The organism is Streptomyces sp. YIM 130001 (assembly GCF_003574445.1).
GTDB lineage: Bacteria > Actinomycetota > Actinomycetes > Streptomycetales > Streptomycetaceae > Streptomyces.
On sequence record NZ_KZ984570.1, the window covers coordinates 98,960 to 125,288 of the forward strand.

The 26,329-nt window shown below is 71.2% G+C and carries 23 protein-coding genes and 1 pseudogene; 12 read left to right on the forward strand and 12 right to left on the reverse strand.

The features are described 5' to 3' along the window. Nucleotides 1-241 precede the first annotated feature (241 nt). Both DSC45_RS31595 and DSC45_RS31600 read left to right on the forward strand, forming a co-directional pair. Complete coding sequence (locus DSC45_RS31595; protein WP_119295433.1) at nt 242-2,173, forward strand: ABC transporter transmembrane domain-containing protein; 1,932 nt, start codon at nt 242-244, stop codon at nt 2,171-2,173. Then, nucleotides 2,170-3,951: an ABC transporter ATP-binding protein gene (locus DSC45_RS31600; RefSeq protein ID WP_119295434.1), complete on the forward strand. Its 1,782-nt coding sequence runs from the start codon at nt 2,170-2,172 to the stop codon at nt 3,949-3,951. Before DSC45_RS31595 ends, DSC45_RS31600 begins: the two co-directional genes overlap by 4 nt. Nucleotides 3,952-4,123: 172 nt before the next feature. On the opposite strand, the gene DSC45_RS31605 is transcribed toward DSC45_RS31600, so the two are convergent. Then, nucleotides 4,124-4,915 carry a metal-dependent hydrolase gene (locus DSC45_RS31605; protein ID WP_119295435.1) on the reverse strand — a complete coding sequence of 264 codons (792 nt, stop codon included), beginning with the start codon at nt 4,913-4,915 and terminating at the stop codon, nt 4,124-4,126. Between the two features lie 61 nt (nt 4,916-4,976). Between DSC45_RS31605 and DSC45_RS31610 the strand changes: the two genes are divergently transcribed. The 3 genes from DSC45_RS31610 (at nt 4,977) to DSC45_RS31620 (ending at nt 9,023) form a co-directional block, all read left to right on the forward strand. Continuing rightward, entirely contained in the window at nt 4,977-7,550 is a 2,574-nt protein-coding gene (locus DSC45_RS31610; RefSeq protein ID WP_119295436.1) for a DEAD/DEAH box helicase, read from the forward strand. Nucleotides 7,551-7,626: 76 nt separating this feature from the next. Beyond that, nucleotides 7,627-8,511 (forward strand): acyl-CoA thioesterase, encoded by an 885-nt coding sequence (locus DSC45_RS31615; protein ID WP_119295437.1) that lies wholly within the window; start codon nt 7,627-7,629, stop codon nt 8,509-8,511. Next, nucleotides 8,508-9,023, forward strand: coding sequence for a tetratricopeptide repeat protein (locus tag DSC45_RS31620; RefSeq protein WP_119295438.1), 516 nt, complete (start codon nt 8,508-8,510; stop codon nt 9,021-9,023). Before DSC45_RS31615 ends, DSC45_RS31620 begins: the two co-directional genes overlap by 4 nt. Here the strand turns inward: DSC45_RS31620 and DSC45_RS31625 are convergent. Further along, nucleotides 8,993-9,949 (reverse strand): DUF6397 family protein, encoded by a 957-nt coding sequence (locus tag DSC45_RS31625; protein ID WP_119295439.1) that lies wholly within the window; start codon nt 9,947-9,949, stop codon nt 8,993-8,995. The two genes, DSC45_RS31620 and DSC45_RS31625, sit on opposite strands and share 31 nt — an antisense overlap. 108 nt (nt 9,950-10,057) lie before the next feature. Next, nucleotides 10,058-10,474, reverse strand: coding sequence for a roadblock/LC7 domain-containing protein (locus DSC45_RS31630; RefSeq protein ID WP_119295440.1), 417 nt, complete (start codon nt 10,472-10,474; stop codon nt 10,058-10,060). A 76-nt stretch (nt 10,475-10,550) separates the two neighbouring features. On the opposite strand from DSC45_RS31630, the gene DSC45_RS31635 reads away from it, so the two are divergent. Next, the gene (locus DSC45_RS31635) at nt 10,551-10,979 is read left to right on the forward strand and encodes a PPOX class F420-dependent oxidoreductase (RefSeq protein WP_119295441.1); all 429 of its coding nucleotides are present in this window, start codon (nt 10,551-10,553) and stop codon (nt 10,977-10,979) included. 35 nt (nt 10,980-11,014) lie between these two features. Here the strand turns inward: DSC45_RS31635 and DSC45_RS31640 are convergent, their stop codons facing one another. From DSC45_RS31640 to DSC45_RS31660, 5 genes are all read right to left on the reverse strand, one after another. Next, a complete protein-coding gene (locus DSC45_RS31640; protein WP_119295442.1) occupies nt 11,015-11,620 on the reverse strand; it encodes a GTP-binding protein in 606 nt (201 codons plus the stop codon). Next, nucleotides 11,601-12,032, reverse strand: coding sequence for a DUF742 domain-containing protein (locus DSC45_RS31645; RefSeq protein WP_119295443.1), 432 nt, complete (start codon nt 12,030-12,032; stop codon nt 11,601-11,603). The genes DSC45_RS31640 and DSC45_RS31645 overlap by 20 nt, the downstream gene beginning before the upstream one ends. Before the next feature lie 22 nt (nt 12,033-12,054). Continuing rightward, on the reverse strand, nt 12,055-12,492 hold the full coding sequence (locus tag DSC45_RS31650; RefSeq protein ID WP_119295444.1) for a roadblock/LC7 domain-containing protein: 438 nt from the start codon (nt 12,490-12,492) through the stop codon (nt 12,055-12,057). Beyond that, entirely contained in the window at nt 12,489-15,146 is a 2,658-nt protein-coding gene (locus tag DSC45_RS31655; protein WP_119295445.1) for a sensor histidine kinase, read from the reverse strand. Before DSC45_RS31655 ends, DSC45_RS31650 begins: the two co-directional genes overlap by 4 nt. A gap of 70 nt (nt 15,147-15,216) precedes the next feature. Then, nucleotides 15,217-15,993, reverse strand: a complete 777-nt coding sequence (locus DSC45_RS31660) for an MHYT domain-containing protein (RefSeq protein WP_119295446.1) — start codon at nt 15,991-15,993, stop codon at nt 15,217-15,219. A 217-nt stretch (nt 15,994-16,210) separates the two neighbouring features. Here DSC45_RS31660 and DSC45_RS31665 point away from each other — a divergent pair, with 217 nt between their 5' ends. From DSC45_RS31665 to DSC45_RS31675, 3 genes are all read left to right on the forward strand, one after another. After that, complete coding sequence (locus DSC45_RS31665) at nt 16,211-16,810, forward strand: class I SAM-dependent methyltransferase (protein WP_119295464.1); 600 nt, start codon at nt 16,211-16,213, stop codon at nt 16,808-16,810. Nucleotides 16,811-16,938: 128 nt separating this feature from the next. Then, a complete protein-coding gene (locus DSC45_RS31670) occupies nt 16,939-17,250 on the forward strand; it encodes a hypothetical protein (protein WP_119295447.1) in 312 nt (103 codons plus the stop codon). Between the two features lie 129 nt (nt 17,251-17,379). After that, nucleotides 17,380-18,540, forward strand: coding sequence for a hypothetical protein (locus DSC45_RS31675; protein ID WP_119295448.1), 1,161 nt, complete (start codon nt 17,380-17,382; stop codon nt 18,538-18,540). Between the two features lie 121 nt (nt 18,541-18,661). Here DSC45_RS31675 and DSC45_RS31680 read toward each other — a convergent pair whose 3' ends face one another. Together DSC45_RS31680 and DSC45_RS31685 are read right to left on the reverse strand one after the other, a co-directional pair. After that, complete coding sequence (locus tag DSC45_RS31680; protein ID WP_119295449.1) at nt 18,662-18,844, reverse strand: hypothetical protein; 183 nt, start codon at nt 18,842-18,844, stop codon at nt 18,662-18,664. A gap of 141 nt (nt 18,845-18,985) precedes the next feature. Continuing rightward, on the reverse strand, nt 18,986-20,032 hold the full coding sequence (locus DSC45_RS31685; protein WP_119295450.1) for a fatty acid desaturase family protein: 1,047 nt from the start codon (nt 20,030-20,032) through the stop codon (nt 18,986-18,988). Between the two features lie 243 nt (nt 20,033-20,275). Between DSC45_RS31685 and DSC45_RS31690 the strand changes: the two genes are divergently transcribed. From DSC45_RS31690 to DSC45_RS31700, 3 genes are all read left to right on the forward strand, one after another. Further along, the gene (locus DSC45_RS31690; RefSeq protein WP_119295451.1) at nt 20,276-23,203 is read left to right on the forward strand and encodes a DEAD/DEAH box helicase; all 2,928 of its coding nucleotides are present in this window, start codon (nt 20,276-20,278) and stop codon (nt 23,201-23,203) included. Next, the gene (locus DSC45_RS31695; protein ID WP_240434958.1) at nt 23,200-24,552 is read left to right on the forward strand and encodes an SWIM zinc finger family protein; all 1,353 of its coding nucleotides are present in this window, start codon (nt 23,200-23,202) and stop codon (nt 24,550-24,552) included. Before DSC45_RS31690 ends, DSC45_RS31695 begins: the two co-directional genes overlap by 4 nt. A gap of 487 nt (nt 24,553-25,039) precedes the next feature. Then, nucleotides 25,040-25,387, forward strand: a complete 348-nt coding sequence (locus DSC45_RS31700) for an SH3 domain-containing protein (RefSeq protein ID WP_119295452.1) — start codon at nt 25,040-25,042, stop codon at nt 25,385-25,387. Between the two features lie 169 nt (nt 25,388-25,556). Here the strand turns inward: DSC45_RS31700 and DSC45_RS31705 are convergent, their stop codons facing one another. After that, a complete protein-coding gene (locus DSC45_RS31705) occupies nt 25,557-25,901 on the reverse strand; it encodes a hypothetical protein (protein WP_240434959.1) in 345 nt (114 codons plus the stop codon). A gap of 262 nt (nt 25,902-26,163) precedes the next feature. Continuing rightward, nucleotides 26,164-26,329, reverse strand: a pseudogene (locus DSC45_RS31710) (xylose isomerase); the annotation flags it as partial.

Below are 26,329 nucleotides of genomic sequence, written 5' to 3' on the forward strand. Positions count from 1 at the left end.
CGTTTGCCAGGCGTGGCTCCGCGGCGGCAGCCTTGCACGGTTTCCGCTGTGTCCGTCCCGCCTCGTTCGCCCCGGCGCGGTCCGTTTCGCGCGGTCCGCGCAAGCACTGCTCCGTCGGGTCCGCGCGGCTCGCGCGGCGGCACCGTCCGAGCCCCCGCCCACCCGTCCGTCGGTCCGTCTCATCACCGGGCAGCCGGTTGCTTCCACCGTCCGCACCACCACAGTCAAGTTCTGGGACGTCATGCAGATCAGTCACCTTCCGTATCCCGACCCGGGTGTGCCGGACGCACGCTCGGGACCCCGGTTCCTCTTCTGGCTCGGTCGGAATCAGCTCGGCGGCCAGCTCAAGTCGCTCGCCTGGGGCCTCGTGCACTTCTGCGCGGTGATGGCGCTGCCCTTCGGGGTCGGTCTCTCGGTCCAGGCGGTGGTGGACCGCTCGGGCGGCGATCTGGCTCTGGCCGGCGGTCTGATCGCGCTGTGCGGCGTGGGCATCGCCCTCGGAGACACGATGCTCCACCGCTCGGCCGTCACGAACTGGATCACCGCCTCTGCCCGGGTCCAGCAACTGCTCGCCCGCCGCACGGCACGGCTCGGCTCCACCCTGACCCGTCAGGTGGCGGCCGGCGAGGTCGTCGCGGTGTCGACCGGGGACGTGGAGAAGATCGGCTGGCTCGTCGAGGCCGTCTCCCGGTTCACGGCCGCCGCGCTGACCGTGATCCTCGTCTGTGTCGGCCTGACCGTGTACCAACCGGCGCTCGGGATCGTGGTCGCCGTGGGTGTGCCGATCGTGGCACTCGGCGTGATCCCGCTGCTGCCGCGGGCGACCCGGCTCGCCGACGTCCAGCGCACGAAGGCCGGCCGCGCCACCGAGCTGGCCTCCGACACTGTCGCCGGTCTGCGCGTGCTGCGCGGCATCGGAGGCGAGGAACTCTTCCTCAGCCGCTACCGCGACGCCTCGCAGGAGGTGCGCGGCGCGGCGGTGCGCAACGCGCGCATGTGGGCGCTGATCAGCGGCGTACAGATCCTGCTGCCGGGCCTGCTGCTCGTCGCCGTGGTCTGGCACGGCATCGGCCTCGTCTCCGACGGCCGGATCCCGGTCGGCGAACTGGTCACCGTCTACAGCGCGGTCACCCTGCTCACCTACCCCCTGCGGCACTTCGAGGAGATCGCGATGGCGTACTCCTTCTCCCGGCCGTCCGCGCAGCGCGCGGCCCGGGTGCTGAGCCTGCGCCGGACCTCGCACGAGGGCGGGCACGCAGACGGGGACGGGGACACGTCGACGCCGGTCGAGGTGCCGCCGGCCGGTGACCTGTACGACGCGGCGACGGGCGTGCTGGCGCCGTCCGGCCGTCTGACCGCGGTGGTCTGCGGTGATCCGGACGAGGCCGGGCGGCTCGCGGACCGGCTGGGCGGACATGCGGCGCTCGACGAGTCCGCGCTGGCGCAGCCGTCCGCTCTGCTCGGCGGTGTGGCACTGGACTCCGTGGACCTGGACACGGCGCGCGGGGCCGTTCTCGTCCAGGACAAGGACCCGGTACTGCTCTCCGGCACGCTGCGCGAACTGCTCGACGTACCCGCCTCCGGAAAGGTGGCCGCCGAGGACGCCCTCCGGGCGGCCGAATGCGGCGACGTCCTCGAAGCGCTGCGCCAGGCCGCGGTCGACGGCGCCGATGCCATGGACGCGCCGATCACCGAGCGCGGTCGCTCGCTGTCCGGCGGGCAGCGCCAGCGGCTCGCGCTCGCCCGCTCCCTGGTGACCGACCCCGAGGCGCTGGTACTCGACGAACCCACGTCCGCCGTGGACTCGCACACCGAGGCGCGTATCGCCGAAGGGCTCCGGTCGCTGCGGAACGGGCGGACGACGGTCGTCCTGACCTCGTCGCCGCTGCTGCTCGACCGGGCCGACCGCGTCGTGCTGGTGCACGACGGGGCGGTCGCCGCGGTCGGCGTGCACCGCGAGTTGATCCGGACCGATCCCCGCTATCGGGCCGTGGTCACCCGGGAGACCGACGACGAACAGGCAGCGGAACTGCAGGCGGCGGACGAACCGCCCGTGCAGGCAGAGACGTCGGACAAGCGGTCGTCCGGCACCCGGTCGGGTGCCGAGCGGCCCGACGGCGAACTCAACGACTCCGCGTTCCGCGCGGGCTACGACATCGAGGAGACAGCATGATCGGCGTGGCGCCTCCGGAGTACGACCCGGCGGCCCCCCGGAGCGCCGCCACCCTGCCCGTCGGCAGCGCGCCCACGGTGCGGGGATACGTGCGCGAACTGCTGCGCCGCCACCGCAGGGCGTTCCTGACTCTCGTCGGCGTGAACATCACCGCGGTGGTCGCCTCGATGGTCGGCCCCTCCCTGCTCGGCACTCTGGTCGAGCGGGCCGAGGCCGGGGCCGACGATCTGCATCTGGGGCGCACCGTCGCGGTGTTCGTCGCCGCGCTCGTGGTGCAGGCCGTCTTCGTACGGCTCGTCCGGCTGCGGGGCGCGATGCTGGGCGAGCAGATGCTCGCGGACCTGCGTGAGGACTTCCTCGTACGCGCCGTCGGTCTGCCGCCGGGGGTGCTCGAGCGGGCCGGGACGGGTGATCTGCTCTCCCGGATCACCACCGACGTGGACCGCCTGGCGAACGCCATGCGCGAGGCCGTACCGCAGCTGACGATCGGCGTGGTGTGGATCGCGCTGCTCGTCGGCGGCCTCGCGGTGACGGCACCGCCGATCGCGCCCGCCCTGCTGCTCGCGGTGCCGCTCCTGGTGATCGGCTGCCGCTGGTACTTCAAGCGAGCACCGTCCGCCTACCGCTCGGAGGCCGCCGGCTACGCCGCGGTCGCGGCGGCCCTCGCCGAGACGGTGGACGCGGGCCGGACCGTGGAGGCACACCGCCTCGGCGACCGGCGCGTGTCGCTGTCCGACCAGCGGGTCGCGGAGTGGACGGCCTGGGAGCGGTACACCCTGTGGCTGCGGTCCGTGCTCTTCCCGGTCATCAACCTCACCCACGTCACCGTTCTCGGCTCGGTCCTGATGATCGGCGGGGTGTTCGTACTGCAGGGCTGGATCGGCATCGGGCAGTTGACCACGAGCGCGCTCATCGCCCAGATGATGGTGGACCCGGTCGGCATGATTCTGCGCTGGTACGACGAACTCCAGGTAGCTCAGGTGTCGTTGGCCAGGCTGGTGGGGGTGCGGGAGATCGAGCCCGACGCCGGCGACCCGAAGGTGACGCCCGACGGCCGCGTGGTCGATGCCGACGAGGTCCACTTCGGTTACCGGCCCGGTGTGGACGTACTGCGCGAGGTGTCGCTGCGGGTTCCGCCGGGGACCAGGGTGGCGCTCGTCGGCCCTTCGGGTGCGGGCAAGTCGACCCTCGGGCGGCTCCTCGCGGGAATCTATCCGCCGCGGACCGGTCTGGTGACACTGGGCCGGGCCGAGCTGTCCCGGATGCCCGCGGAGCGGGTGCGGGAGCACGTGGCGCTCGTCAATCAGGAGCACCACGTCTTCGTCGGCTCCCTGCGGGACAACGTGCTGCTCGCGCGGTCCGGCGCCACGGACAGCGAGTTGTGGGCCGCACTCTCCGCGGTGGGAGCGGACACCTGGGCACGAGCGCTCGACGACGGCCTGGACACCGAGGTCGGCTCGGGCGGGTTCGCGCTCACGCCCGCTCAGGCGCAGCAGATCGCGCTGGCCCGCCTGGTGCTCGCGGATCCGCACACCTTGGTCCTGGACGAGGCGACCTCACTGCTCGACCCACGAGCGGCACGGCATCTGGAACGCTCGCTCGCCCGCGTCCTTGACGGCCGCACGGTGATCGCCATCGCACACCGCCTGCACACCGCGCACGACGCCGACGTCATCGCGGTGGTGGAGCTCGGCCGGATCACCGAGCTCGGCAGCCACGACGAACTGGTCGCGGCGAACGGCGCCTACGCGGCGCTGTGGCGCTCCTGGCACGGCTGAGCGGACGCCTCCGGCTGCGGCACCTCGGTGTGCCGCAGCCGGACGAAGCCGGGACGACGGCTGAGGGAGCGCGGGGTCCGGTCCGGACGGCGAGCGGCTCCGGGAGCCCGCCCGCGGTCGTCGTACGCACTCCCGGGCCGCCGGGCGTTCCGACGGGCGTTCAGACGGGGGTTCAGATGAAGTTGAGCGCTGACGCTCCGCCCACGCCACCGAGCAGCAGGAACGCCGGCATGAGCAGCTTCAGCTCGATCCAGCTGCCCGCACGGAACCGCATGAACTTCGGCGGCCCCAACGGATACCAGCGCTTCCCGGCGATCGGGATGGGCCACAGTATCGGGCAGCCGGAGACCGTCAGGGCATCGCCGATGTCGTGGACCAGGGCCCCAAGGACGATGGGCAGGCCGAGCCACAGGTACTCCTGGCCCGGGGCGTTGAAAAGCCAGTCGGAGCCCTGGCCCGGCTGGTCCAGGATGCCCGCGAGGATCCAGGCGCTGGTGGCGCCGAGCAGCCACACGAGCACGTCGCTCGACACCCGGGCGGCCCGCCACAGCAGCCCTTCGACCGCGAGTACGAGGTGAATGAAGAGGATGGCGAGGACCGCCCACCGGCCGCCGGTGATGGCCGCCACCGAGGTCCCGGCCCCGATCAGCACCGCCCAGAGCCACGTGTGCGTCAGCGTCCGGTGGCCGCCGGTGCGCCGCGGGTCGCTGGACGACCTGGTGGCCTTGTAGACGCCGTAGGAGAGTTTGTCGACGATCCCGCACAGGGCGCGCGATATGGGGCCGAAGGCCCGCGAGATGGTGGCCGACTTGTGGTCCAGGTCCGGCGCGAGGGCGGCACCCGCACAGATCAGGGCGCCTACCACGAGCACCGGCCAGGGCATCGCATGTCCGGCGGCCGCGGCGGCCGCTCCCACCCCCAGCCAGGCCGCTGCTCCCGACAGTGAGTGTGCAGGACCCATCATGGCCGTTCCCCGCCCCATTTCTTGTTCGTAGCACCCGTGTTGAGCGATCAGCGTATCGGTCGTGATCTTCGTGCGAACCGCCGATTCCCTGATCCGGGTGGTCGGCAGGCAAGATGGGGGCGTGACCCTTATCGATCAGCTGCCGCCGGATGCCGACCCCGATGCCCTCTTCGAAGCCTTCTCGGGCTGGGCGGAAGGGCAGGGGATCACGCTCTATCCGGCGCAGGAGGAAGCACTGATCGAGGTCGTCTCCGGCGCCAACGTGATCCTGTCGACGCCGACCGGTTCCGGCAAGAGCCTGGTGGCGGCCGGTGCTCACTTCACCGCGCTGGCACAGGACAAGGTCACCTTCTACACCGCTCCGATCAAGGCACTCGTATCGGAAAAGTTCTTCGACCTGTGCAAGCTGTTCGGCACGGAGAACGTCGGCATGCTGACCGGCGACGCGTCGGTCAACGCGGACGCACCGGTGATCTGCTGCACCGCCGAGGTCCTCGCGTCCATCGCCCTGCGCGACGGCAAGGACGCGGACATCGGTCAGGTGGTGATGGACGAGTTCCACTTCTACGCCGAGGGGGATCGCGGCTGGGCGTGGCAGATCCCGATCCTGGAGCTGCCGCAGGCGCAGTTCATCCTGATGTCGGCGACGCTGGGTGACGTCTCGCTGTTCGAGAAGGACCTGACGCGCCGTACCGGGCGTGAGACATCCGTGGTCCGCTCCGCGACACGGCCCGTGCCGCTCTCCTACGAGTACCGGCTGACGCCGATCACGGAGACACTGACCGAACTGCTCGAGACGAAGCAGGCCCCGGTCTACATCGTGCACTTCACGCAGGCCCAGGCGGTCGAGCGGGCGCAGTCGTTGATGAGTATCAACATGTGCACCCGGGCCGAGAAGGACCAGATCGCCGACCTGATCGGGAACTTCCGCTTCACCACCAAGTTCGGCCGCAACCTCTCCCGTTACGTCCGGCACGGGATCGGTGTGCATCACGCCGGCATGCTGCCCAAGTACCGCAGGCTCGTGGAGAAGCTCGCACAGGCGGGTCTGCTCAAAGTCATCTGCGGCACGGACACGCTCGGCGTCGGCGTCAACGTGCCGATCCGCACCGTGCTGTTCACCGCGCTCGCCAAGTACGACGGCACACGTGTCCGGGTACTGCGGGCCCGCGAGTTCCACCAGATCGCCGGGCGCGCGGGGCGCGCCGGCTTCGACACCGCCGGTCTGGTCGTGGCGCAGGCGCCCGAGCACGTCATCGAGAACGAGAAGGCGCTCGCCAAGGCCGGTGACGATCCGAAGAAGCGCCGCAAGGTGGTGCGCAAGAAAGCTCCCGAGGGATTCGTCGGCTGGACCGAGAACACCTTCGACAAGCTCATCTCCTCCGATCCGGAGCCGCTCACCTCCCGTTTCCGGGTCACGCACACGATGCTGCTGGCCGTGATCGCGCGCCCGGGGAACGCGTTCCAGGCGATGCGTCACCTCCTCGAGGACAATCACGAACCGCGCCGGAACCAGCTGCGCCACATCCGGCGGGCGATCGCCATCTACCGGTCGCTGCTCGACGGCGGCATCGTCGAGAAGCTCGACGCCCCGGACGCCGAGGGCCGGATCGTCCGCCTCACGGTCGATCTGCAGCAGGACTTCGCGCTCAACCAGCCCCTGTCGACCTTCGCCCTGGCCGCGTTCGAACTCCTCGACCCCGATTCGCCGTCGTACGCCCTCGACATGGTCTCGGTCGTGGAATCGACCCTGGACGATCCCCGGCAGATCCTGGCCGCTCAGCAGAACAAGGCGCGCGGCGAGGCCGTCGGCGCGATGAAGGCGGACGGCGTCGAGTACGAGGACCGTATGGAGCGGCTCCAGGACATCACGTACCCGAAGCCGCTGGAGGAGCTGCTCTTCCACGCCTACGACCTGTACCGCAGAAGTCATCCGTGGGTGGGCGACCATCCGCTGTCCCCGAAGTCCGTGATCAGGGACATGTACGAACGGGCCATGACCTTCACGGAGTTCGTGTCGCACTACGAGCTGGCGCGTACCGAGGGCATCGTGCTCCGCTACCTCGCCAGCGCCTACAAGGCCCTGGAACACACCGTCCCCGACGATCTGAAGTCCGACGATCTGGAGGACCTGATCGCCTGGCTCGGGGAGATGGTGCGCCAGGTCGACTCCAGTCTCCTCGACGAGTGGGAGCAGCTCGCGAACCCCGAGGTGATGACCGCCGAGGAGGCCCAGGAGAAGGCCGACCAGGTCAAGCCCGTCACCGCGAACGCCCGTGCCTTCCGTGTCCTGGTGCGCAATGCCCTCTTCCGCCGCGTCGAGCTGGCCGCCCTCGACCACGTGGACGAGCTCGGCGACCTCGACGGCGACAGCGGCTGGGACGCCGACGCCTGGGGCGAGGCGATGGACGCCTACTGGGACGAGTACGAGGACCTGGGCACCGGTCCGGACGCACGCGGCCCGAAGCTGCTGCGGATCGAGGAACGTCCCGAGGACGGCCTGTGGGTCGTGCGCCAGACCTTCGCCGACCCGAACGGCGACCACGACTGGGGCATCAGTGCCGAGATCGATCTCGCGGCATCGGACGCCGAGGGACTCGCCGTCGTACGGGTCACGGACGTCGGACAGCTGTGAGGCGGGGGACGATCGTGAGCCACCGTCACCATGCCGCGTACCGGCGGCACTTCTGGACAGGAGCGGAGCCACCGCGATGACCGATTCCGAGACGAACCCGGCCGCCAGGCTCGTCGGCCTGCTCGACATCGAACAGATCGAGGTCAACATCTTCCGGGGGCGCAGCCCGCAGGAAGCGCTGCAGCGGGTTTTCGGCGGGCAGGTGGCGGGCCAGGCCCTGGTGGCTGCCGGCCGCACCACGGACGGGGAGCGCCCCGTGCACTCGCTGCACGCGTACTTCCTGCGTCCGGGCCGGCCCGGTGTGCCCATCGTGTACCAGGTCGAACGGGTCCGTGACGGGCGCTCCTTCACCACCCGCAGGGTCACCGCGGTGCAGCAGGGCCGCACGATCTTCAATCTGACCGCCTCCTTTCACCGTCCCGAAGAGGGGGGATTCGAGCACCAGTTGCCGCCGCGCCTGGAGGCGCCGGATCCCGAGTCGCTGCCGACGGTCGCCGAAGAGGTCCGCGAGCATCTCGGTGCACTGCCGGAGCAGTGGGAGCGCATGGTCCGGCGTCAGCCCTTCGACATCCGCTATGTCGACCGGCTGCGCTGGGAGCCGGACGAGGTCAAGGGCGCCGAACCACGCAGCGCCGTATGGATGAAGGCCGTCGGCCCGCTGGGCGACGATCAGTTGATCCACACCTGCGCCCTGACGTACGCGAGTGACATGACCCTCCTCGATGCGGTCCGTATCCCGGTCGAGCCTCTGTGGGGCCCGCGCGGCTTCGACATGGCCTCGCTCGATCACGCGATGTGGTTCCACCGCCCCTTCCGCGCCGACGAGTGGTTTCTCTACGACCAGGAGTCCCCCATCGCCACGGGCGGCCGAGGTCTGGCGCGCGGACGCATCTACGACCGCGAGGGGCGCCTGCTCGTCTCGGTGGTCCAGGAAGGCCTCTTCCGGAGCCTGGAGCAGTGACCACTGGGTCCGGGCCTGGGTGCTCACGGGACGAACTGCTCGCCGAGGGCGTGCGGTTGCGCGAGAGCGGGCGGCGCGAGGAGGCCAGGACGCTTCTGGTCGATCTCGCCGCTCGCCACCCGGGCGACGCGGAGGTCGCCCACCAGGCCGCGTGGGTGCACGATGTGCTCGGTCTGGAGGCCGAGGCGGTGCCCTACTACCTGGCGGCGGTCGAGGCTGACGGCCTCGAGCCCGGCGAACGGTGCGAGGCGCTCCTCGGTCTCGGCTCCACGTACCGGGTCCTCGGGAAGTACCCCGAGGCGGTCGCCACGCTTCGTGCCGCGGTCGAGGAGTTTCCCGGCCACGGCGGTCTGAAGACGTTCCTGTCCATGGCTCTGTACAACGCGGGCCACCACCACGAGGCCATGCAACTGCTCCTCGCTCTCCTTGCCTCGACCAGCGACGACGCGAACATCACGGCCTACCGCGCGGCGATCGAGGCCTACGCGGAGGACCTGGACGCGACCGTCTGACGCGGTCGTCCCCATTCCCCGCCGGGGCGCTCCCGCCTTCGCCGCAACCAGCCGAACATCCCGCGGCCCGGCAGGTCTTGACCGAGAAGTCCGCCGAGCGTGGACGAGTGCCCCGGGGGCAACGCGGCCGCCGGCACCTCCCCGGTCGGGCGGGGAGCCGCCGACTCGCTGCGCGCCTCCTCCAGATCCAGTCCGAGCGTGGCGAGCAGCCAGCGCACCTCGTCAGGATCGTCCGCCACCTGGAGTGCGGCCGCCCGCCGCGCCGAAGGCGATCCCTGGGCTCCCGACACCGATGCGAGCCGAGGCCGCAACCGGTACAGGTGCGCCCGCTCCCAAGGGTCCGGGACGACGTCCTCGAGCTGGTCCTGGGGCAGCATCGAGGCGGGGATCGCGGCGCGAGCCCAGCCACCCTCGGTGAGGCGGAGCAGGAATCCGCTGTGCCTGGCACGCCAGTTCCGCGCTCGACTGTCCTCGCCGGCCTCGATGCGGGAGCGCATGGTTTCCGGCGCCCGGCCGGTGAGCAGTGCCGGGTTGGCCTGCCCGAACTGCCGCAGATCGTCGGTCAGGTAGTGCCAGACGACGCACTGGTACCTGTTCAGATAGAAGCCGATCGGCACGAGCAGGCCCGCACGGGCGAGCCGCGTGAACCGGGCCTCGGTGATCCGCATCAGGGCCGCCCCGCGTGCCGTGCCCACGGTCTGTACGCGCTCACGCAGTGCGTGCGGAAATCCGCGAGCCGCGCGCAGCCGCCCGATCTCCGTCACGGTCACGCGTCGCCGCCCGGTCTCCCCGTCCGGAAACGACCGGACGCAACCGAGCAGCACCGCGAGCTCGAATTCGCTACGCCTGAGCTCCAGTTCACGCGCCGCACGAGCCGCCGCGTACGAACGCTCGGCAGCCGGTCGCGCCTCTTCTTCTCCAGCCATGACGGCCTCCCCGTGAGATGTTGACTACTCTCGGTGAAGACCTTAGACCGGTTGTCACGCCTCTCGCTCGGCCTGTGGATAACTCAGATCCAAAGGCAACTGCGCAGGTCAATCGCCCATCGGCAGCGTAGTGTCGCCGGTTTGCCTGGTCTCGACGCCCAGATGCTCGCCGACACGATTGACGAGCAGAGTCATCTCGTAGGCGACCTGGCCGATGTCCGCTTCAGCCGCGGTGAGCACACACAGACAGCTGCCGTCCCCTGCGGCGGTCACGAAGAGTACGGCGCCGTCGAACTCGATCATGGTCTGCCGGACACCGCCTGCGCCGAAGTGCCGTCCCGAGCCCTTGGCCAGACTGTGCAGCGCGGAGGACACCGCCGCGAGGTGCTCCGCGTCCTCACGTTCGAGGCCGCTGCTCGCCCCGGTGACCAGCCCGTCGTTCGAGAGCACCAGGGCGTGACGGATGTGTTCGACGCGCTTGGTGAGATCGTCGAGCAACCAGCCGAGTCCCGCGTGCTGTGCCATGTCCGGCCCCTCCCCGTCGGCTCATTGGCCGTAAGCCTTCCCCACACTCGACGTGCGGGCAAGGCACGATGTCGACATGGCAGAGAAGATGACCGACGAACAGTGGCACGCGTTCCTCTCCGAGGGCACCCGGACCGGGAAGCTCGCCACGGTGCGGGCGGACGGTTCGCCGCACATCGCTCCGATCTGGTTCGTGCTCGACGGCGACGACCTGGTGTTCAACACGGGTCAGGGCACGGTCAAGGGCCGCAACCTCGAGCGTGACGGACGTATCGCGCTCTGTGTGGACGACGACCGGCCGCCCTTCGCCTTCGTGGTCGTGCAAGGTATCGCCGAGGTGAGCGAGGACCTGTCCGCGGTGCGGCACTGGGCGGCGCGGATCGGCGCCCGGTACATGGGCGAGGACCGCGCCGAGGAGTTCGGCGAGCGCAACGGTGTGCCCGGGGAGCTCCTCGCCCGCGTGCGGATCACCAAGGTGCTCGCCCAGGCGGACATCGCCGCGTAACCGCCCTCCTTTCCTTACCTCGTGGGCGAGGGCCCTCAGCCGACCGAGTCGAGCAGCCGGGCGGTGTGCATCCGCCCGGCGTACTCGACCAACCGGATCAGCACCTCCTTTCCGGAGTTGCGCTCACGTGCGTCGCACAGCACGACCGGCGTGCCGGGGTCCAGGTCCAGGGCGCGGGAAACGTCCGACGCAGCGAAGTTGCGCGCTCCCGCGAAGCAGTTGACCGCGACCACGAAGGGAATGCGCCGGTGCTCGAAGAAGTCGACCGCGGGGAAGCAGTCCTCGAGCCGGCGAGTGTCGGCCAGGACGACCGCCCCGAGTGACCCTTGGGACAGCTCGTCCCACAGAAACCAGAAGCGGTCCTGGCCGGGTGTTCCGAAGAGGTAGAGCGACAGCCCGCTGCGGATGGTGATCCGTCCGAAGTCCATGGCGACCGTGGTGGTGGTCTTGCGGTCGACGCCTCCGGTGTCGTCGACGCTCTGGCCCGCTTCGCTCAGGCGTTCCTCGGTGCGCAGCGGCCTGATCTCGCTGACCGCGCCCACCAGTGTGGTCTTGCCGACGCCGAATCCTCCGGCGACCAGAATCTTCAGGGACAGGGCGGTCGATTCGCCGGCCGGCCCGTCAGAGCGCTCGAAGCCCATCGATCACTTCTCTCAGGATCTTTTCGTCGGGTAGCTGTGCGGGCGGAACCGGTCGGCTGACCTGGACGCATCGCCGCTCGATGAGGTCTCCCAGCAGTACGCGTACGACACCGACCGGCAGGTCGGCGTCCGCGGCCAACTCGGCCACCGACTGCGTCTCGGCGCGGCACAATTCGATCAGCGAACGATGCTCGGGGCCCCATGCGGACTCGTCCTCCGCATCGGGTGCCTGTGGGTCGAGGGAGACCAAGGCGATCAGGTCGAATCCGGCCGCGCGGGGCCCGGGTTCGGTTCTGCCGCCGGTCATTGCGTAGGGGCGGACCAGCGGGCCGGCTTCGGCGTCGTACCACTGACTGTCCTGCCGGCTCCGGTCGTTCGCGTCGGCCGGCCGGCCGCCTCGGTGGACACTCATGATCTTCGACAGCCTCCGCCCGTCATCCGGAGGCCGGCGGATGCGCCTCGAACCGGGCCGGTGCGCGCAGGTGCTCGCCGACTCGATTGACCAGACGGGCCATCTCGTACGCGATCAGGCCGATGTCGGCCGAGACCGTGCTCAGCACTGCCAGGCAGGAGCCGTCTCCGGCCGCTGCCACGAAGAGGAAGCCCTGATCCATCTCCACCATGGTCTGGCGGACTCCGCCGGCGCCGAAGTGCCGGCCCGCTCCCTTGGCCAGACTGTGGAATCCGGAGGCGACGGCGGCGAGATGTTCGGCGTCCTCGCGGCGCAGCGCGCTCGACGATCCGACCGCGAGACCGTCGTTGGACAGGACCACCGCGTGCCGCACCTCGCCGACACGGCCCACCAAGTCGTCGAGGAGCCAGTCGAGTTCGCCGGACCGCTGCGGGGCGGTACCCCTCGGATCCTCGATCATGCGGTGTCTCCTTCGTCGCTGTCGCTTGTCGGGGTCCAGAGGCCGAGTACGTCGACCGGTGTGTGCTCGCCGGCTCCTGCGGGACGGCCGCCGCCACGCGTCCATCCGGCGCGATAGGCCGCCATCCGGTCCCGCACCTGCTCGGGGCTGCGCTCGTCGTCGCCCTGCGGGTGGACGGCGCTCACGTCGGGCGCGGGTTCGTCGCGCAGTTGGGGAGCGAGACTCGCCTGGCGAACCCTGCGAGGGAGTCCGGCGGGATCGGCTTCCCCTGCCGGGGCGGAGTCCGCGGGCGCGGGGCCGGTGTGGGCGGGTGCTGACGGGGCGGCCCGCTCGTGGCCCGACGCACCGTCCTCGGCACGTGTGTGCAACCTCAGCGTGGTGACGCCACGGGGGGTCGTGGTCGCGGCGAGTGCGGGACGCGCGGGTTCGGGTGGAGGTCCGTCGAGGCGTGCCGCTGTCGGCGCCGGCACGCGCGCGTCGTGGTGCGATTCGGCACCCTGCTCGGCGGCCGCCCGGCGCCCAACTGTGCCTGCTTCGACGGACGACTGCAGCAGGGTCGTCGGCAGCAGCACCACCGCCGTCGTACCTCCGTAGGGCGAAGTACGCAGGTGCACTTTGATTCCGTGCCTGGCCGCGAGCCGGCTGACGACGAACAGGCCGAGCCTGTCGCTGTCGAAGAGGTCGAGTGCCTCGGACTGCTCGATCCGGCGGTTGGCCTCCGCCAGGCGCTCCTTGCCCATGCCGAGGCCACGATCCTCGACCTCGACCGCATACCCGTTGCCGACCGGTTCGCCGCTGACCCGCACCTTGGTGTGCGGAGGCGAGAACTGAGCCGCGTTCTCCAGAATCTCGGCCAGGAGGTGGGTGAGGTCGGCGACGGCCCCACCCACGACCGCCGCCTCGGACAGCTGTCGTACCTCCACGCGCGCGTAGTCCTCGACTTCGGACACGGCGGCGCGTACGACGTTGGTGAGCGAGACGGGCATCCGCCAGGCACGGCCCGGTGCCGCGCCGGAGAGGATGATGAGGCTCTCCGCGTGCCGCCGCATCCGGGTCGTCAGATGGTCGAGGCGGAACAGGTCGCTGAGTTCGCCCGGATCGTCGGCCCTGCGTTCCATGCTGTCGAGCAGGTTGAGTTGGCGGTGCACCAGGACCTGGCTGCGGCGGGCGAGGTTCACGAACACCCCTGAGATGCCGCTGGCCAGTTCGGCACGCTCCACGGCGGCCCTCAGGGCGGCACGGTGCATCGTGCCGAGGGCCTCGGAGACTTGACCGGTCTCGTCCTCGGCGGGTGGGCCGGGTGGGGCTTCGGCGCGGATGTCCAGCTCTGCTCCCTGGCGCAGTCGTTGCATGGCCTGGGGAAGTTTGTGGCGGGCGATCTCGAGGGCGCTGTTGCGCAGGCTGACGAGTTCGACGACGAGTGCGCGGCCGATGCGCACCGAGATGACCAGAGAGGCGACCACGGCCAGCAGGCCGAAGAGCACGGCGGCCCCGGCAGCGGTGAGTACGCCGCGTGCGAACGGGTCGGCGCGGTCCGCGGCGCTCCCCGCCGCGTCCTGGGCGATCTCGCGCATCGAGTCGCGGACGGTGGCGTGCGCGGCGTCCCAGCGGGCGCCGTTCGTGTCGGCCGCGTCGGCGGCCTTCTGGCCGGCGGGTGCGGCGAGCACCCGTCCCTCCACGGCACGCAGGCCGCCGTACGCGCTCCCCGCAGCGAGTTGCCGCCAGGCCTGGCGCTGGTCGGCGGGCAGGTCGTCGGCTGCGGATGCGGTCAGGGCGCTCCGGGCGCCGGCCGCTCCGGTGAACTCCCGCAGTCCGGCGCCCTCCAGGCTGCCTGTGTGCCGTGCCAGGACGATCAGCACGTCCTCGCGCGCAAGCATCTCTGCCGCTCGCTCGAACTCGAGCACCACGCGCGCGTGGGAGCCGAGTTCGGCGTCCTGGATGCCGCTCAGTGCGCCACCCACCTTGAAGGCGTCGGAGATGGTGCGGGTGTAGCGGCTGTACGCCTCGTCCCAGCCGGTGCTGCGGTCGAGGACGGTGTCGCGCAATCCGCCGAGGCCGCCGGCTGCGTCGACGAACGAACCGAGGCGGGCCGCCACACCGGCCGGAACGTCCGTGCCGTCTGCGACGGTGTGCCGGTCTCCTACACGGAGGCGGCCGACTGCGGTGTCGGTTTTCGCCGCCTGTCCCTCGAGGGCATCGGCGGTCCGCGGTCCTGGATCCGCCGCGTGCCGTACGGCGAGCGTGCGTTCCGCCTGGAGCTGAGTGACGGCGTCCGCCACCGGCCGACGAATGTCCTCGTCCACCTGCTGGGACGTGCGCAGGCGTGCCACGTCCTGGGCCGTGGTGACGGTGGCGTAGGCCCACAGGGCGAGCAGGGACACCACGGGGACCATCAGGAGGCAGACGATCTTCGCCCGCACGGTGCGGGGGCGCAGACTCCGGCGACCGGTGCGTCCGGTACGTCCGTCGCGCCCACGAGGTGCCGGTGCTCCAGGAGGCGTCGGGGCCTCGGGAGGCTGTCCGGTCGCCGACGCGCCCGAATCCGGCGGCTCCTCTGCGGGCGGTCCCGCGTGGGCCCTCCTCCCGCGCGTGGGAGGCGCATCGTGGGGCGGTGACACGATCTCGTGGCCTGGGCTGCTGCGGGGTGTGCGCATGGCCTCCTCGCTCGGTACGGGGACGGATGGGCGTGGCGTGCGACGGGGCCGTTCAGGCGCCGGGCGACGGTCAGCGCAAGGCGCTCTCCATCGGGCGCTGGGCTGCAGCGGATGCCTCGCGCTCCCCGGCCGTCGGTGACAGGGCCACGAAGGCCGAGGTCAGGAACAGGTACGAGCCGAGGCCGACGGCCAGGGGGAAGATGAACTGCATGGCGGTGGCGCCGGACAGGGCGCCTGCTGCGGCCGGTGAGACATCCACCCCGACGGCGAGCATTCCGGTGTAATGCATGCTGCTCACGGCGGCGCCCATGATCAGCGATGCCACCGCTACGGCCACGGGCGACTTGATGTTCAGTCCCGCCCACAGAGCGGCTGTCGCGGCGATGACGGCGATGACCACGGACAGGCCCACCAGGACCGGGTCGTAGGTCACTTCGCCGTGCAGGCGCAGCGCGGCCATGCCCAGGTAGTGCATGCTCGCGACGCCGAGTCCGGTGGTGAGGCCGCCCAGCGCGAGTGCCCTGCCTCGGTCGCGGCCGTAGCCGACGGCGAAGACTCCGGCGCCGACGACCGCCATGGCGACGACCAGGCTGAGGATGGTCAGCGGCACGTCGTAGCGGATCTCGGTGCCGCTCACGCCGAAGCCGAGCATGGCGACGAAGTGCATGGTCCAGATGCCGGTGCCGAGCGCGGAAGCCGCCGTGAGGAGCCAGTTGCGTCGGGAACGTCCCGTCGAGGCGAGCGCTCGCACGGTGCAGCGCAGCCCAAGTGCCGCGCCGATGACGGCCATCGCGTACGAGAGAGTCGGTGTCAGCCAGCCGAAGGTGGCGTGGTCCAGGTGTCCCATGGATCCGGGACGCTAGTTCTCCCCGGGGAGCGTGAAGGGAGCGCAGTTCGGAAGCTGCCGGAATATGACACAGAAATGTTCCTGCACGATCGCGTGACGTTCGAACATGTGCACCGTGCGGTCGTTCGAAGCGTGCTCGCCGGCTCGGCGCGCTCCTCGGCATCATCCGTTCCGCATCGACGGAGCGTTCCCGGCCGATCTGCGCGATCATCCGTTCATGACCAATGACCACACGCGCGTGCAGGAGTTCTTCGGCTCCCGCGCGGACGACTGGGACCGCCGCTTTCCGGACGACGGGCCCGCCTTCGCGGCCGGCGTCGCCCGAGTCGGCCTGCGTCACGGGGACACCGTGCTCGACGCGGGGTGCGGTACCGGACGCGCACTGCCCGAACTGCGCTCCGCCGTGGGCCCCACCGGCACCGTGATCGGCGCCGACCTGACGCCGGGCATGCTCGGGGCCGCGGCCCGTGCGGGCAGGGACGCCGCCGGCCCGCTGATCCTCGCCGACGTGACACGGCTTCCGTTGGGTACGGAATCACTCGACGCTGTGTTCGCGGCAGGTCTCCTCGCCCACCTCCCACAACCTGCCCAGAATCTCCGCGAGTTGGCCCGGGTGGTGCGCCCCGGCGGTGCGCTGGCACTGTTCCACCCCATCGGCCGCGCGGCGCTCGCGGCCCGGCAGGGGCGGCAGATCACGCCCGACGACCTCCGGGCGGAGCCGAATCTCGGTCCGCTTCTCGCCCGTACGGGATGGCGCCTGATGTCGTACGTCGACGAGGACGCGCGGTTCCTGGCCCTGGCAGAGCGCGCGGCCTGAGACAGGAGCGGCCCCGGGGCCGCGGAGCGGTGCGACGCGGAAGCACCGAGCGGGCCCGAAGTACCGACCGGTGCGGCACACTTGGAAGGTTGAGGGTGGGCCACGTCCGGGGGAAGAGGGTTCCGATCATGTTCGACAGACTCCGCAGACTCTTCCAGTCCGACGGCCGGGCTCCCGGCACCTCCGATCCGGAGGAGGGTTCCACCCGGCGCGAGGCGCTCAGCCGGCCCAATCTGTTCGAAGCAGCAGCGGCATATGTCACGGCCTGCGCGAACGACGATCAGGACGAGATCGACGCGGCACAGCGCCTGGTGTCGCCCGAAGCGCTGTCGTTCGGCGTGAACGAACTGGCCTGCCGTGCGGTGATCGCGCTGGCCCGGGAGTACGACGAACCGCCGCAGAAGGTCGCGCGCTCGCTCCTCGGGCTGCCCGCGGCCTGAGGAGCCGCAGGCGGCTCAGCCGTCCTCAACAAGGCGCCGACGAGGGGTTTTCGCAGCCACGAAAGCCTCGACGACCCGGTTACTCACTCGTTAAGGTGCGCCGACGGAGAAGCGAGAGGGAGGGGTGCCATGGCTGGGACGGACGAGGCTGTCGCCGCCGACGAGGATGCTCTGTTCGTGCTGACGGCGACGCTGCTCACGCCGCCTCAGTTCCCGAGCGTGCTGGGCGACGACTATCCCGAGGCGTGCGCGGCCCTGGGACTCGTACCGCTGGCCGACGGCTACGGTCTGGTGCTCGGGCAGGACAGCGACGGAGCCCGGTGGACGGTGGTCGTGGACGACGTCTCCCTGGTTGCCGTGGCGATCGCCTCCTGGGACTGCGGCATGGAGTACGACCTGTCGCCGGACGACCGCACCGTGGTGGCCGCGCTGCCCGGCTGGCCGCTGGCTCTGGACGTGGCCGCGCCCGGCGTCCCGGCTCCGCACGATCCGGAACTCGACGCCGAGTCCGCGGAAACCCCGGTACTCCGCCCGACGGACACGAGTACCTGGGGGCCGGCCCAACGGCGCCTGGGCGCCGACGAGGTCGCGCTGCAGTGGGCGAGTTGGCGTGCACAGATCGACGATGCGGACTTCGTCCAGGAGGGCGCCGAGGAGGGCACCGGGGGCGAGGCCGACGCCACGCAGTCGACCGGTGCGAGCGATCAGGCCGAGGACGCGTCGCCCGGGAATCCGGCCGAGACCGGGCAACCCGGTGCAGCGTCGGACGTGGACGCGACGTCGGGACCGACGGGCGACGGCCAACCCCCCGAAGATGACGGCGACTTCGCGGAACGGCCACTCGGTGAACCCGAGGAGGCCGCATCCGTTGCGACTCAGGACGTCGAAGCGGCCCCCGGTACGGGCGGGGCAACGACCTCGGCCGAGGACGCCGTAACCCCTTCGCCGGACGGCACCACCGACGCGGACCCGACTCCGCCGGGCACCGAGGACGGCGATGACGACCCGCCCGCAGTTCGCCCGCACCCCGGCATCCGCCGCGCGCTCGACGAGGCTCGCACCTACCTCGACAACCCGCCTCCGCCAGGGAGGATCCGCTCGGCTTTCGCCACCGACGCGGCGCGCACCCTGCGGGCGGACGGGCCCGGTTGGTCGCTGGTGGCCCGGACCGACGACATCGCCTTCCTCCTGCTCGACGAGGAGCCTGGCGAGGTGCTTCCCGTGGGCCGGGGGGCCGCACTGCCGGGCCTGCTGGAGTCCTTGGACAAGATCGCCGTCCGCCCTTCCTGAGCCGGCGGACGCCACGACACAGCTCGGCCCCGGCCCGATGAAGGGCCGGGGCCGAGCGGGGTCGGCGGGGCGGGCGCGTGGCCGCACTTCGGAGGTGCGCACGCCGCCCGCTCCGGCAGGGTCAGTGGCCGATCTCCTTGCGCGACACCCGGCGCAGCCGGCGCCGCTGCGAGGGATCGAGCGTCAGGTAGGCCGCGGCCGGCACTCCGAGCACGATGAGCAGCGCAGCCCACCACGGGAGCCAGATCAGCAGGATGAGCCCGGCGGCTACGCCACCCGCCGCGACCTTCGCGTTCTTGGACATCTCAGTTGCCTCCTCCGCGGCTGCTGCCGCTCTCTGACTGTGAGAACGGCTGCACGCCCGCCCTGGTTCCAGTCTGGACCCTGACTCACCCCTGAGACAGAGCCCCGGCGCCCCCTAGGGGGCGCCCCGCCCTTCCCCGCCCTACTCGACGCGGAGCGGCTCTCCCACCTCGTACATGTGGCGCAGAGCCTGCCGGTACGAATCGACCAGTCCCGTCTCCGCGTACGGGATGCCGAGGTCCGCGCAGTGGGACTTGACCAGCGGCTGCACCAGCCGCAGGTGCGGGCGGGGCAGGTTCGGGAAGAGGTGGTGCTCGACCTGGTAGTTCAGGCCGCCGAGCAGCCAGTCGGTGGCGAAGCTGCCACGGATGTTGCGCGAGGTGAGGACCTGCCGTCGGAGGTGTCCCCAGCGTTCGCCGTCGCCGTCGGGCATTTCCATGCCCTTGTGGTTGGGGGCGAAGGCCATCCCCAGATGGAGCCCGAAGAGCGCCTGATGGATCGCGGCGAAGACGAGCGCCTTGCCGGGGGACATGGCGAACAGCAGCAGGCTCGCGTAGCCGACGACGTGGGCGACCAGCAGGGCCCCCTCCACCCAGCGCTCGCCGCGCGACTGCCGGCGCAGGTCCTGGAAGCCGTACACCTTGAGGGCGACGCCTTCGAGGAGGGTCAGCGGGAAGAACAGCCAGGCCTGGTTACGGGTGAGCCAGCGCCGGAACCCCGTACGCACGGCTGCCTGGCGGCTGGTGAAGACCAGGACGTCCGCCTTGACGTCGGGATCCTTCTCGACGTGGTTGGGGTTGGCGTGGTGCCGGTTGTGCTTGTCGTTCCACCACGCCGCGCTCATCCCCAGGAGCAGATTGCCGTGGATCAGGCCGATGATGCGGTTCGCACGGCGTCCGGAAGCTATTTGCGAGTGGCCGGCGTCGTGGCCGACGAAGGCCGTACGGGCCGAGAACACGGCGAGTGGGACGGCGAGCAGGACCACCCACCAGGAGCCGCCGAGAAGGAACATCCCGGTGCCGATGGCGGCCAGCGCCAGGGCGTTGACGGCGATCACGCGCGCGTACCAGTCGATGCGGCGCTCGAGGAGTCCCTGGCCCTTCACCGTGCGCAGGAGCGGTGAGAACTCGCTCCCGGCACGCGTTCCGCCGGGCGGGCCGGCGGGCTCCGCGAGTACGGTGTGCGGCATGTTTGGGTCTCCGGTCTGTGGTGGGCGATCCGATGCGTTGACGTTACGGAGGGCACAGGCCGGTCAGCCATGGCGTCACCACCCCGAACAGTAGGGGGTAAACACCCGGGACAGGGTGCGCCTGGATACACCCCGTGCGAAGGCTCCGGAGCAGTTGAACCCCGCGGCGACATCCGCGCGCCCGATGCTGTACCCTCGGCGCCCTGCGGACCCAGTAGTCAAATTTGAGGAATCAGTCCAGCTGTGCACAGGCATCACGCGTCGACCTCTCACGAACCCGCCGAACCGACCCGTCACCCCGCCCTCTTCCTTCCCGGTACCCCGGCCCGCACGGGCCGTGTCGCCTTCTGGTCACCGGACGGAACCGGGCCGCCCGCGTCTCCCGACGGGGACGTGGAAGAGCTGCCGCTGGTACTGCCCTGCGAGGACTGCGCCGTGATCCACGCGCGCGTGCCCGTACGCGTACTGCCGTTGCGCGAAGCGCTGCCCGTGCTGACCCGCGCGCGGATGAGCGAAGACTCACACCGGGCGACCGCCTTCTGGGGCGCGGTCACGGTGCTCGGACTGCAACTCACCGCTCGCGGGCTGCTGTTGCCCGGGCTGACGGCCGACGACCAGGACGCCTGGCGCAGTGGCCCGCTCGGGACCGAGGACCTGCAGCGCATCGACGAGCTGGCTGCCGCCATGCCGCCGGAGGCGCACGCGGCCGCCCTGTGCGGTCCGGACGGCGAGGTTCTCTCGCCGCCCCTCCTGGCCGACCCCACCCAGCTGGTGCGCGGGTTCCTGGACGCGGTCGCCGATACGCTTCCCCGCTCCCCCGCGGCCGAACTGGCCACCGGCCACCCGGCGTTCGCGGCCCAGGAACCCCAGCGCCTGCCCGATCAGCGCGCTTGGGCAGCCGATGTGGCCGCGGGCCACGACGCCGGTGTGCGCATCTCGTTGCGCGTGGAGGTGCCGGGCCTCGACACCGCCGACCCGGACGCTCCGCCTTCGGCCTTCAGAGCCGTACTGCAGGTGCACAGCATCAGCGATCCGGCGCTGGTCGCGGACGCGGCGGAGGTGTGGGCGGACGCCGACAGCCGCGGTCTCGGCCCTCGTGCGCGCCTCGACGCCTTGCTCGCTCTGCGTCGGGCCGCGCGCGCGTGGGGCCCACTGACACCACTGCTCTCCGCGGCCGCACCCGACGCGATCGACCTCGCCGCCGAGGAGGTCATGGAGCTCGTCGGGGCCGCCTCGGGTGCACTGGCCGCGGCGGGTGTCGCGGTGCACTGGCCGAAGCAACTGGCGCGCAAGCTCACCGCACGCGCCGTGATCGGTGCCCCGGACGACGAGGGCAGCACCGGCGACGGGTTCGACACGAGTGGGTCCGGGCTCCCGTCGTTCCTGTCGGCCGACGCGCTCCTGTCGTTCAACTGGCGCTTCGCACTGGGCGATCAGCAGCTGAGCCGGGCCGAACTCGACCGCCTGGCCGAGGCGAAGCGTCCTGTGGTGCGGTTGCGCGACCAGTGGGTCCTGGTCGACCCGGAGGCGACGCGCCGTGCCCTGGACCAGCAGGACCACAAGGTCACCCCGATCGCCGCGCTCAGCGCCGCCCTGACGGGCTCCACGGAGGTCGACGGCGAACGCTTCGAGGTCGAGACCACGGGCTGGCTCTCGCGGCTGCGGGAGCGGCTCGCCGACCCCGAGGGCGGGGGTTCGGTGCCGCAGCCTCCGGAGCTCGCGGCGACGTTGCGCGACTACCAGCTGCGCGGACTCAACTGGCTCGACCTGATGACCTCACTGGGCCTCGGCGGCTGCCTCGCCGACGACATGGGCCTCGGAAAGACGATCACCCTGATCTCGTTGCACCTGCACCGCGGGCGCGACCCGGAGTCCGCCGGCCCCACCCTGGTGGTCTGCCCGACGTCCTTGATGGGCAACTGGCAGCGGGAGATCGAACGTTTCGCCCCGGGCACCCGGGTACGGCGCTTCCACGGCGGCGCCCGCAGTCTGGACGGCGTCGACGCCGGCGAGTTCGTCCTCACCACGTACGGCACCATGCGGCTCGACGCGGCACGGCTCGCGGAGGTCGGCTGGGGGCTGGTCGTCGCCGACGAGGCACAGCACGTGAAGAACCCGTACTCGGCGACCGCGAAGGCACTCCGCGAAATCGGTGCCCACGCGCGCGTGGCGCTCACCGGCACGCCCGTGGAGAACAATCTGTCCGAACTGTGGGCGATCCTCGACTGGACCACTCCGGGACTCCTCGGCCGCCTGGGCGCCTTCCGCAGCCGCTTCGCCCAGGCCGTCGAGGGCGGCGAGGACCCGGCAGCGGCAGAACGGCTCTCCGCGCTGGTGCGCCCGTTCCTGCTCCGGCGCCGCAAATCGGATCCGGGCATCGCGCCCGAACTGCCGCCGAAGACGGAGACGGACCGCGCGGTGTCCCTCACAGCCGAACAGACCGGCCTCTACGAGGCGTTGGTGCGCGAGACCCTGGCGACCATCTCGGACTCCGGCGGGATGGAGCGGCGCGGCCTGGTGATGCAGCTCCTCACCGGGCTCAAACAGATCTGCAATCACCCGGCCCAGTACCTCAAGGAAGAACTCCCGGCCCCGGGGAGCCGCGCCGCCGTCCGGCCCGCTCCGGTCACACTCGCCGGACGCTCCGGCAAGCTGGAGCTCCTCGACGAACTGCTCGACACGATCCTGGCCGAAGAGGCGAGCGTGCTCGTCTTCACCCAGTACGTCCGGATGGCGCGGCTGATCGAGGCGCACCTGGCGGCGCGCGGGGTGGCGACCCAGTTCCTGCACGGCGGTACGCCGGTGGCCGAGCGGGAGTCCATGGTCGAACGTTTCCAGGAGGGGCAGGTTCCGGTGTTTCTGCTGTCCCTGAAGGCGGCGGGTACCGGGCTCAATCTGACGCGCGCGGGTCATGTCGTCCACTTCGACCGCTGGTGGAATCCCGCCGTCGAGGCACAGGCCACCGACCGCGCCTACCGCATCGGCCAGACCCAGCCCGTGCAGGTGCACCGGATCATCGCGGAGGGCACCATCGAGGACCGCATCGCGCAGATGCTGGACCGCAAACGGGAGTTGGCGGACGCCGTACTCGGCTCCGGAGAGGCAGCTCTGACCGAGCTCACGGATGCGGAACTGGCGGAACTGGTCGAGCTGCGAGGAGGCGCCCGATGAACGGCATGCACGCACGCGACGAGAACGATCACGGCGAGGACGGCTTCGGTCACGAGGAGTTCGAGGACGACGGTCACCTCGGCGGTGACACGCCGGCACGCACCTTCGCCGCCCTCCCGCCGGCCCAGGGCCGCGGCTTCGCCACGAGCTGGTGGGGCCAGACCTGGCTGAAGTCCCTCGAGGACACCGCCCTGGACCTCCAGCAGTTGAAGGCCGGGCGGCGCCTGGCGCGGGCGGGCTCCGTGGGTGCCGTCTCCGTGCGGCCCGGCCGGATCACCGCGGTGGTCACGGACCGTGACCGCACCGCACACCGGGCCGATGTGATGCTGCAGCGGCTCGACGAGGAGGAGTGGGACCGCCTGCTCGACATGGCGGTGGAGAGCGCCGGTCACATCGCCGCCCTGCTCGACCGCGACATGCCGCCGCACCTGGTGGAGGACGCCGCCGCCGCTGGCGTGGAACTCCTGCCGGGCATCGGCGACCTCGAGCCGCAGTGCGACTGCGGATCGTGGGACCACTGCGGCCACACGGCTGCGCTCTGCTACCAGTTGGCCCGGCTCCTCGATCAGGATCCTTTCGTACTGCTGCTGTTGCGGGGGCGCGGGGAACGGGAACTGCTCGACGAACTTCAGGTGCGCAGCGTCTCCCGGGCCGCGCCCGCCGCCCCGGAGCCCGAATTCGCCGCGCCGGCGGGCGTCTCTGCCCTGGAGGCCTATGGCGCGGCGGACATCCTTCCGGCGCTGCCCGCCGCTCCGGCGCTTCCGGAGGCTCCGGGTACTCCCCCGGCACTCGACACGGACACCGCGCCCGCGCCGGGCGTCGACGTGGCCGGTCTGGAGCTTCTCGCGGCCCGCACGGCGGCGGCCGCCCACCGGCTGCTGGCCGAGGCGTTGGCGCCGGAGCACGACCGTCAGCCCGTCCCGGCACACCCGACCCTGTCGCAGGACGCGGTGCGCCTGGCTGCCGGCGAGCCGAACACCGCTCAGTCGGCACGTCTCGCGGCCGGCACGGGACGCGATCCTGAGGACCTGCGACGCGCCGTACGAGCCTGGGAATGGGGCGGCCACGCGGGAGTCGACGTCCTCGATGACGTCTGGACACCCGACCCGGCGGCACTGGCACGCGCGCGTGGCGCCCTCGAAACGGAGTGGGATGCTGCGGAGCGGCCGGCGTTGAGCCGCTCCGGGAACCGCTGGACGGACGGCACGCACGGCGTCCAGCTCCGTCTGTCGCCGGAAGGGCGCTGGTGGCCGTACCGCAAGGAGCGCGGGCGCTGGGAGCCGTGCGGCCCGTCGGCGCTCGACCCGGCAGCGGCGTACGCGGCGGCAATGGGTAACGACGAGGGCTGAGCGTGCGGGATCCGGGGGCGCAGCCCATCGGGCCGCGCCCCCGGGGCGTTCGCTCGTGGTCGGCTGCGCGCTCCGCCCCGGCCCGTCCGTAGATCTCTCAGCGCGGAGGGCCCGATCACTTCCCGTCACCTCACTTCCCGTCACCTCACGTTCCGGCAATCAAGATCCAGCCAGGTGCGGTCCGGCGCTTGATGCACTCCGCCGCCCCTCTCCGACGTTGATCAGGCCGCACGGCCACTCCGTACCGCGCGTAACACCCCGGCCTGAACAGACACGGTGGCGACCGGCGCATTGCAGCAGGTCAGCCGTGCTCCCCGAACGGGCACGCGGGCGCTCGCCCCGATCGGCGATTGATCAACTGCCGGGCGTTCCGGGAATGTTGATCACGGCTCAGGAACCGTGCGGACCGCGGCCGGACTCCCCTGGGCCGACCACCAGCCAAGTGACTCACCGTCACTGGTCTGACGTCACTCAACGGGAGACACACATGCTCGGACGGAACACGAAGCGCACCCTCGCCCTCACCGGCGCCAGTGCCGCCCTGCTCGGCGCCGCACTGATGTCGTCGGCGCCCGCGACGGCGGACACCGCCGTCGTCGCATGGACGCACGGCAAGGTGCATGCGGGCCCAGCACTCGGCGAGCGCGTCGTGAGCCATGTCAACAACGGCTACAGCTACAACGGCCAGTGCTGGCTCGAGGGCGACCTGGTCAACGACAAGGGGATCAGCAACCGCAACTGGGTCCGCCTCAAGCTCAACAGCGGCGGCATCGGCTACGTCAGCGCGATCTACCTCAAGGGCAACGACAAGGGCAACGTGCCGAACCACTGCTGACCCGGCTCCCCTCCGGCGGACTGCGACGGCGCTGACCGCCGGGGGCAGCCGATCGCGGCGCCTCCCGCTCCTCGCGGGAGGCGCCGCTGCACGATTCGTTCCCGGGAGCGGAGCGCCCACAGCGACCGGGCGGCCTTCCCGGGCGGTGTTCGCCCGCAGCCACGTGCGCCTATCGTCCGGCCTCCTGAGCCGGAGCATCGAGTTCGGTGGGCAGGTCGGAGGGCAGCAAGTCGGTGGGCAGGTCGGAGGGCAGCAAGTCGGTGGGGAGTTCCGAGGGCAGGTCTGACGGCAACGACGGGAGATCCGTGGGGAGTTCGGTCGGCAAGTCGGTGGGAAGACCGGTGGGCAGATCCGACGGCGCCCCGGTCGGCAACTCGGACGGCGTACCCGTCGACGGCTGGGGCGTCTCGCTGCTGGGGTCACCCGGCTTCACCGGATCGTCGGGATCGCCCCGTCCGGCCAACAGAACGATCACTACGGCCGTCGCCGCCACCGCGAGCAGCACCGCCAGCACCAGGAAGAGCGGACGCCGCCCGCCCGGACTCCGCAGCGGCCCTCCCGACGGCGTCCGCCCCGGTGGTGATCCGGGCGGCGGTGGCGGCATCTGAGGAGGCTCGGGCGGCTGGGGCACAGGGCAAGCGTCGCCCAGCACCTTCCACCTGACGAGTGCTGCAGGCGAGTTGGCCTGAACGTGCCACCTCCGGTCCGCTCCTGATCAACGCCCGGGGCACCTCACCCCGAACCCCGAGCCCCGATCAGCAGCCCCGCCCCGCCCGTCACCCCCGCGTGCCGAGGAGGTGGTCCATGGCGAGTTGGTCGAGGTGTTCGAAGGCCATGGAGCGGGTGGCTGCGGTGTCGGCGTCGAAGGTGTCGTAGGCGCTGGGGTCGGTGAGGAGTGCGGTGAGGCCGTCGGCGGCGGTGGGCTGGGCGAGTTCGTCGAGG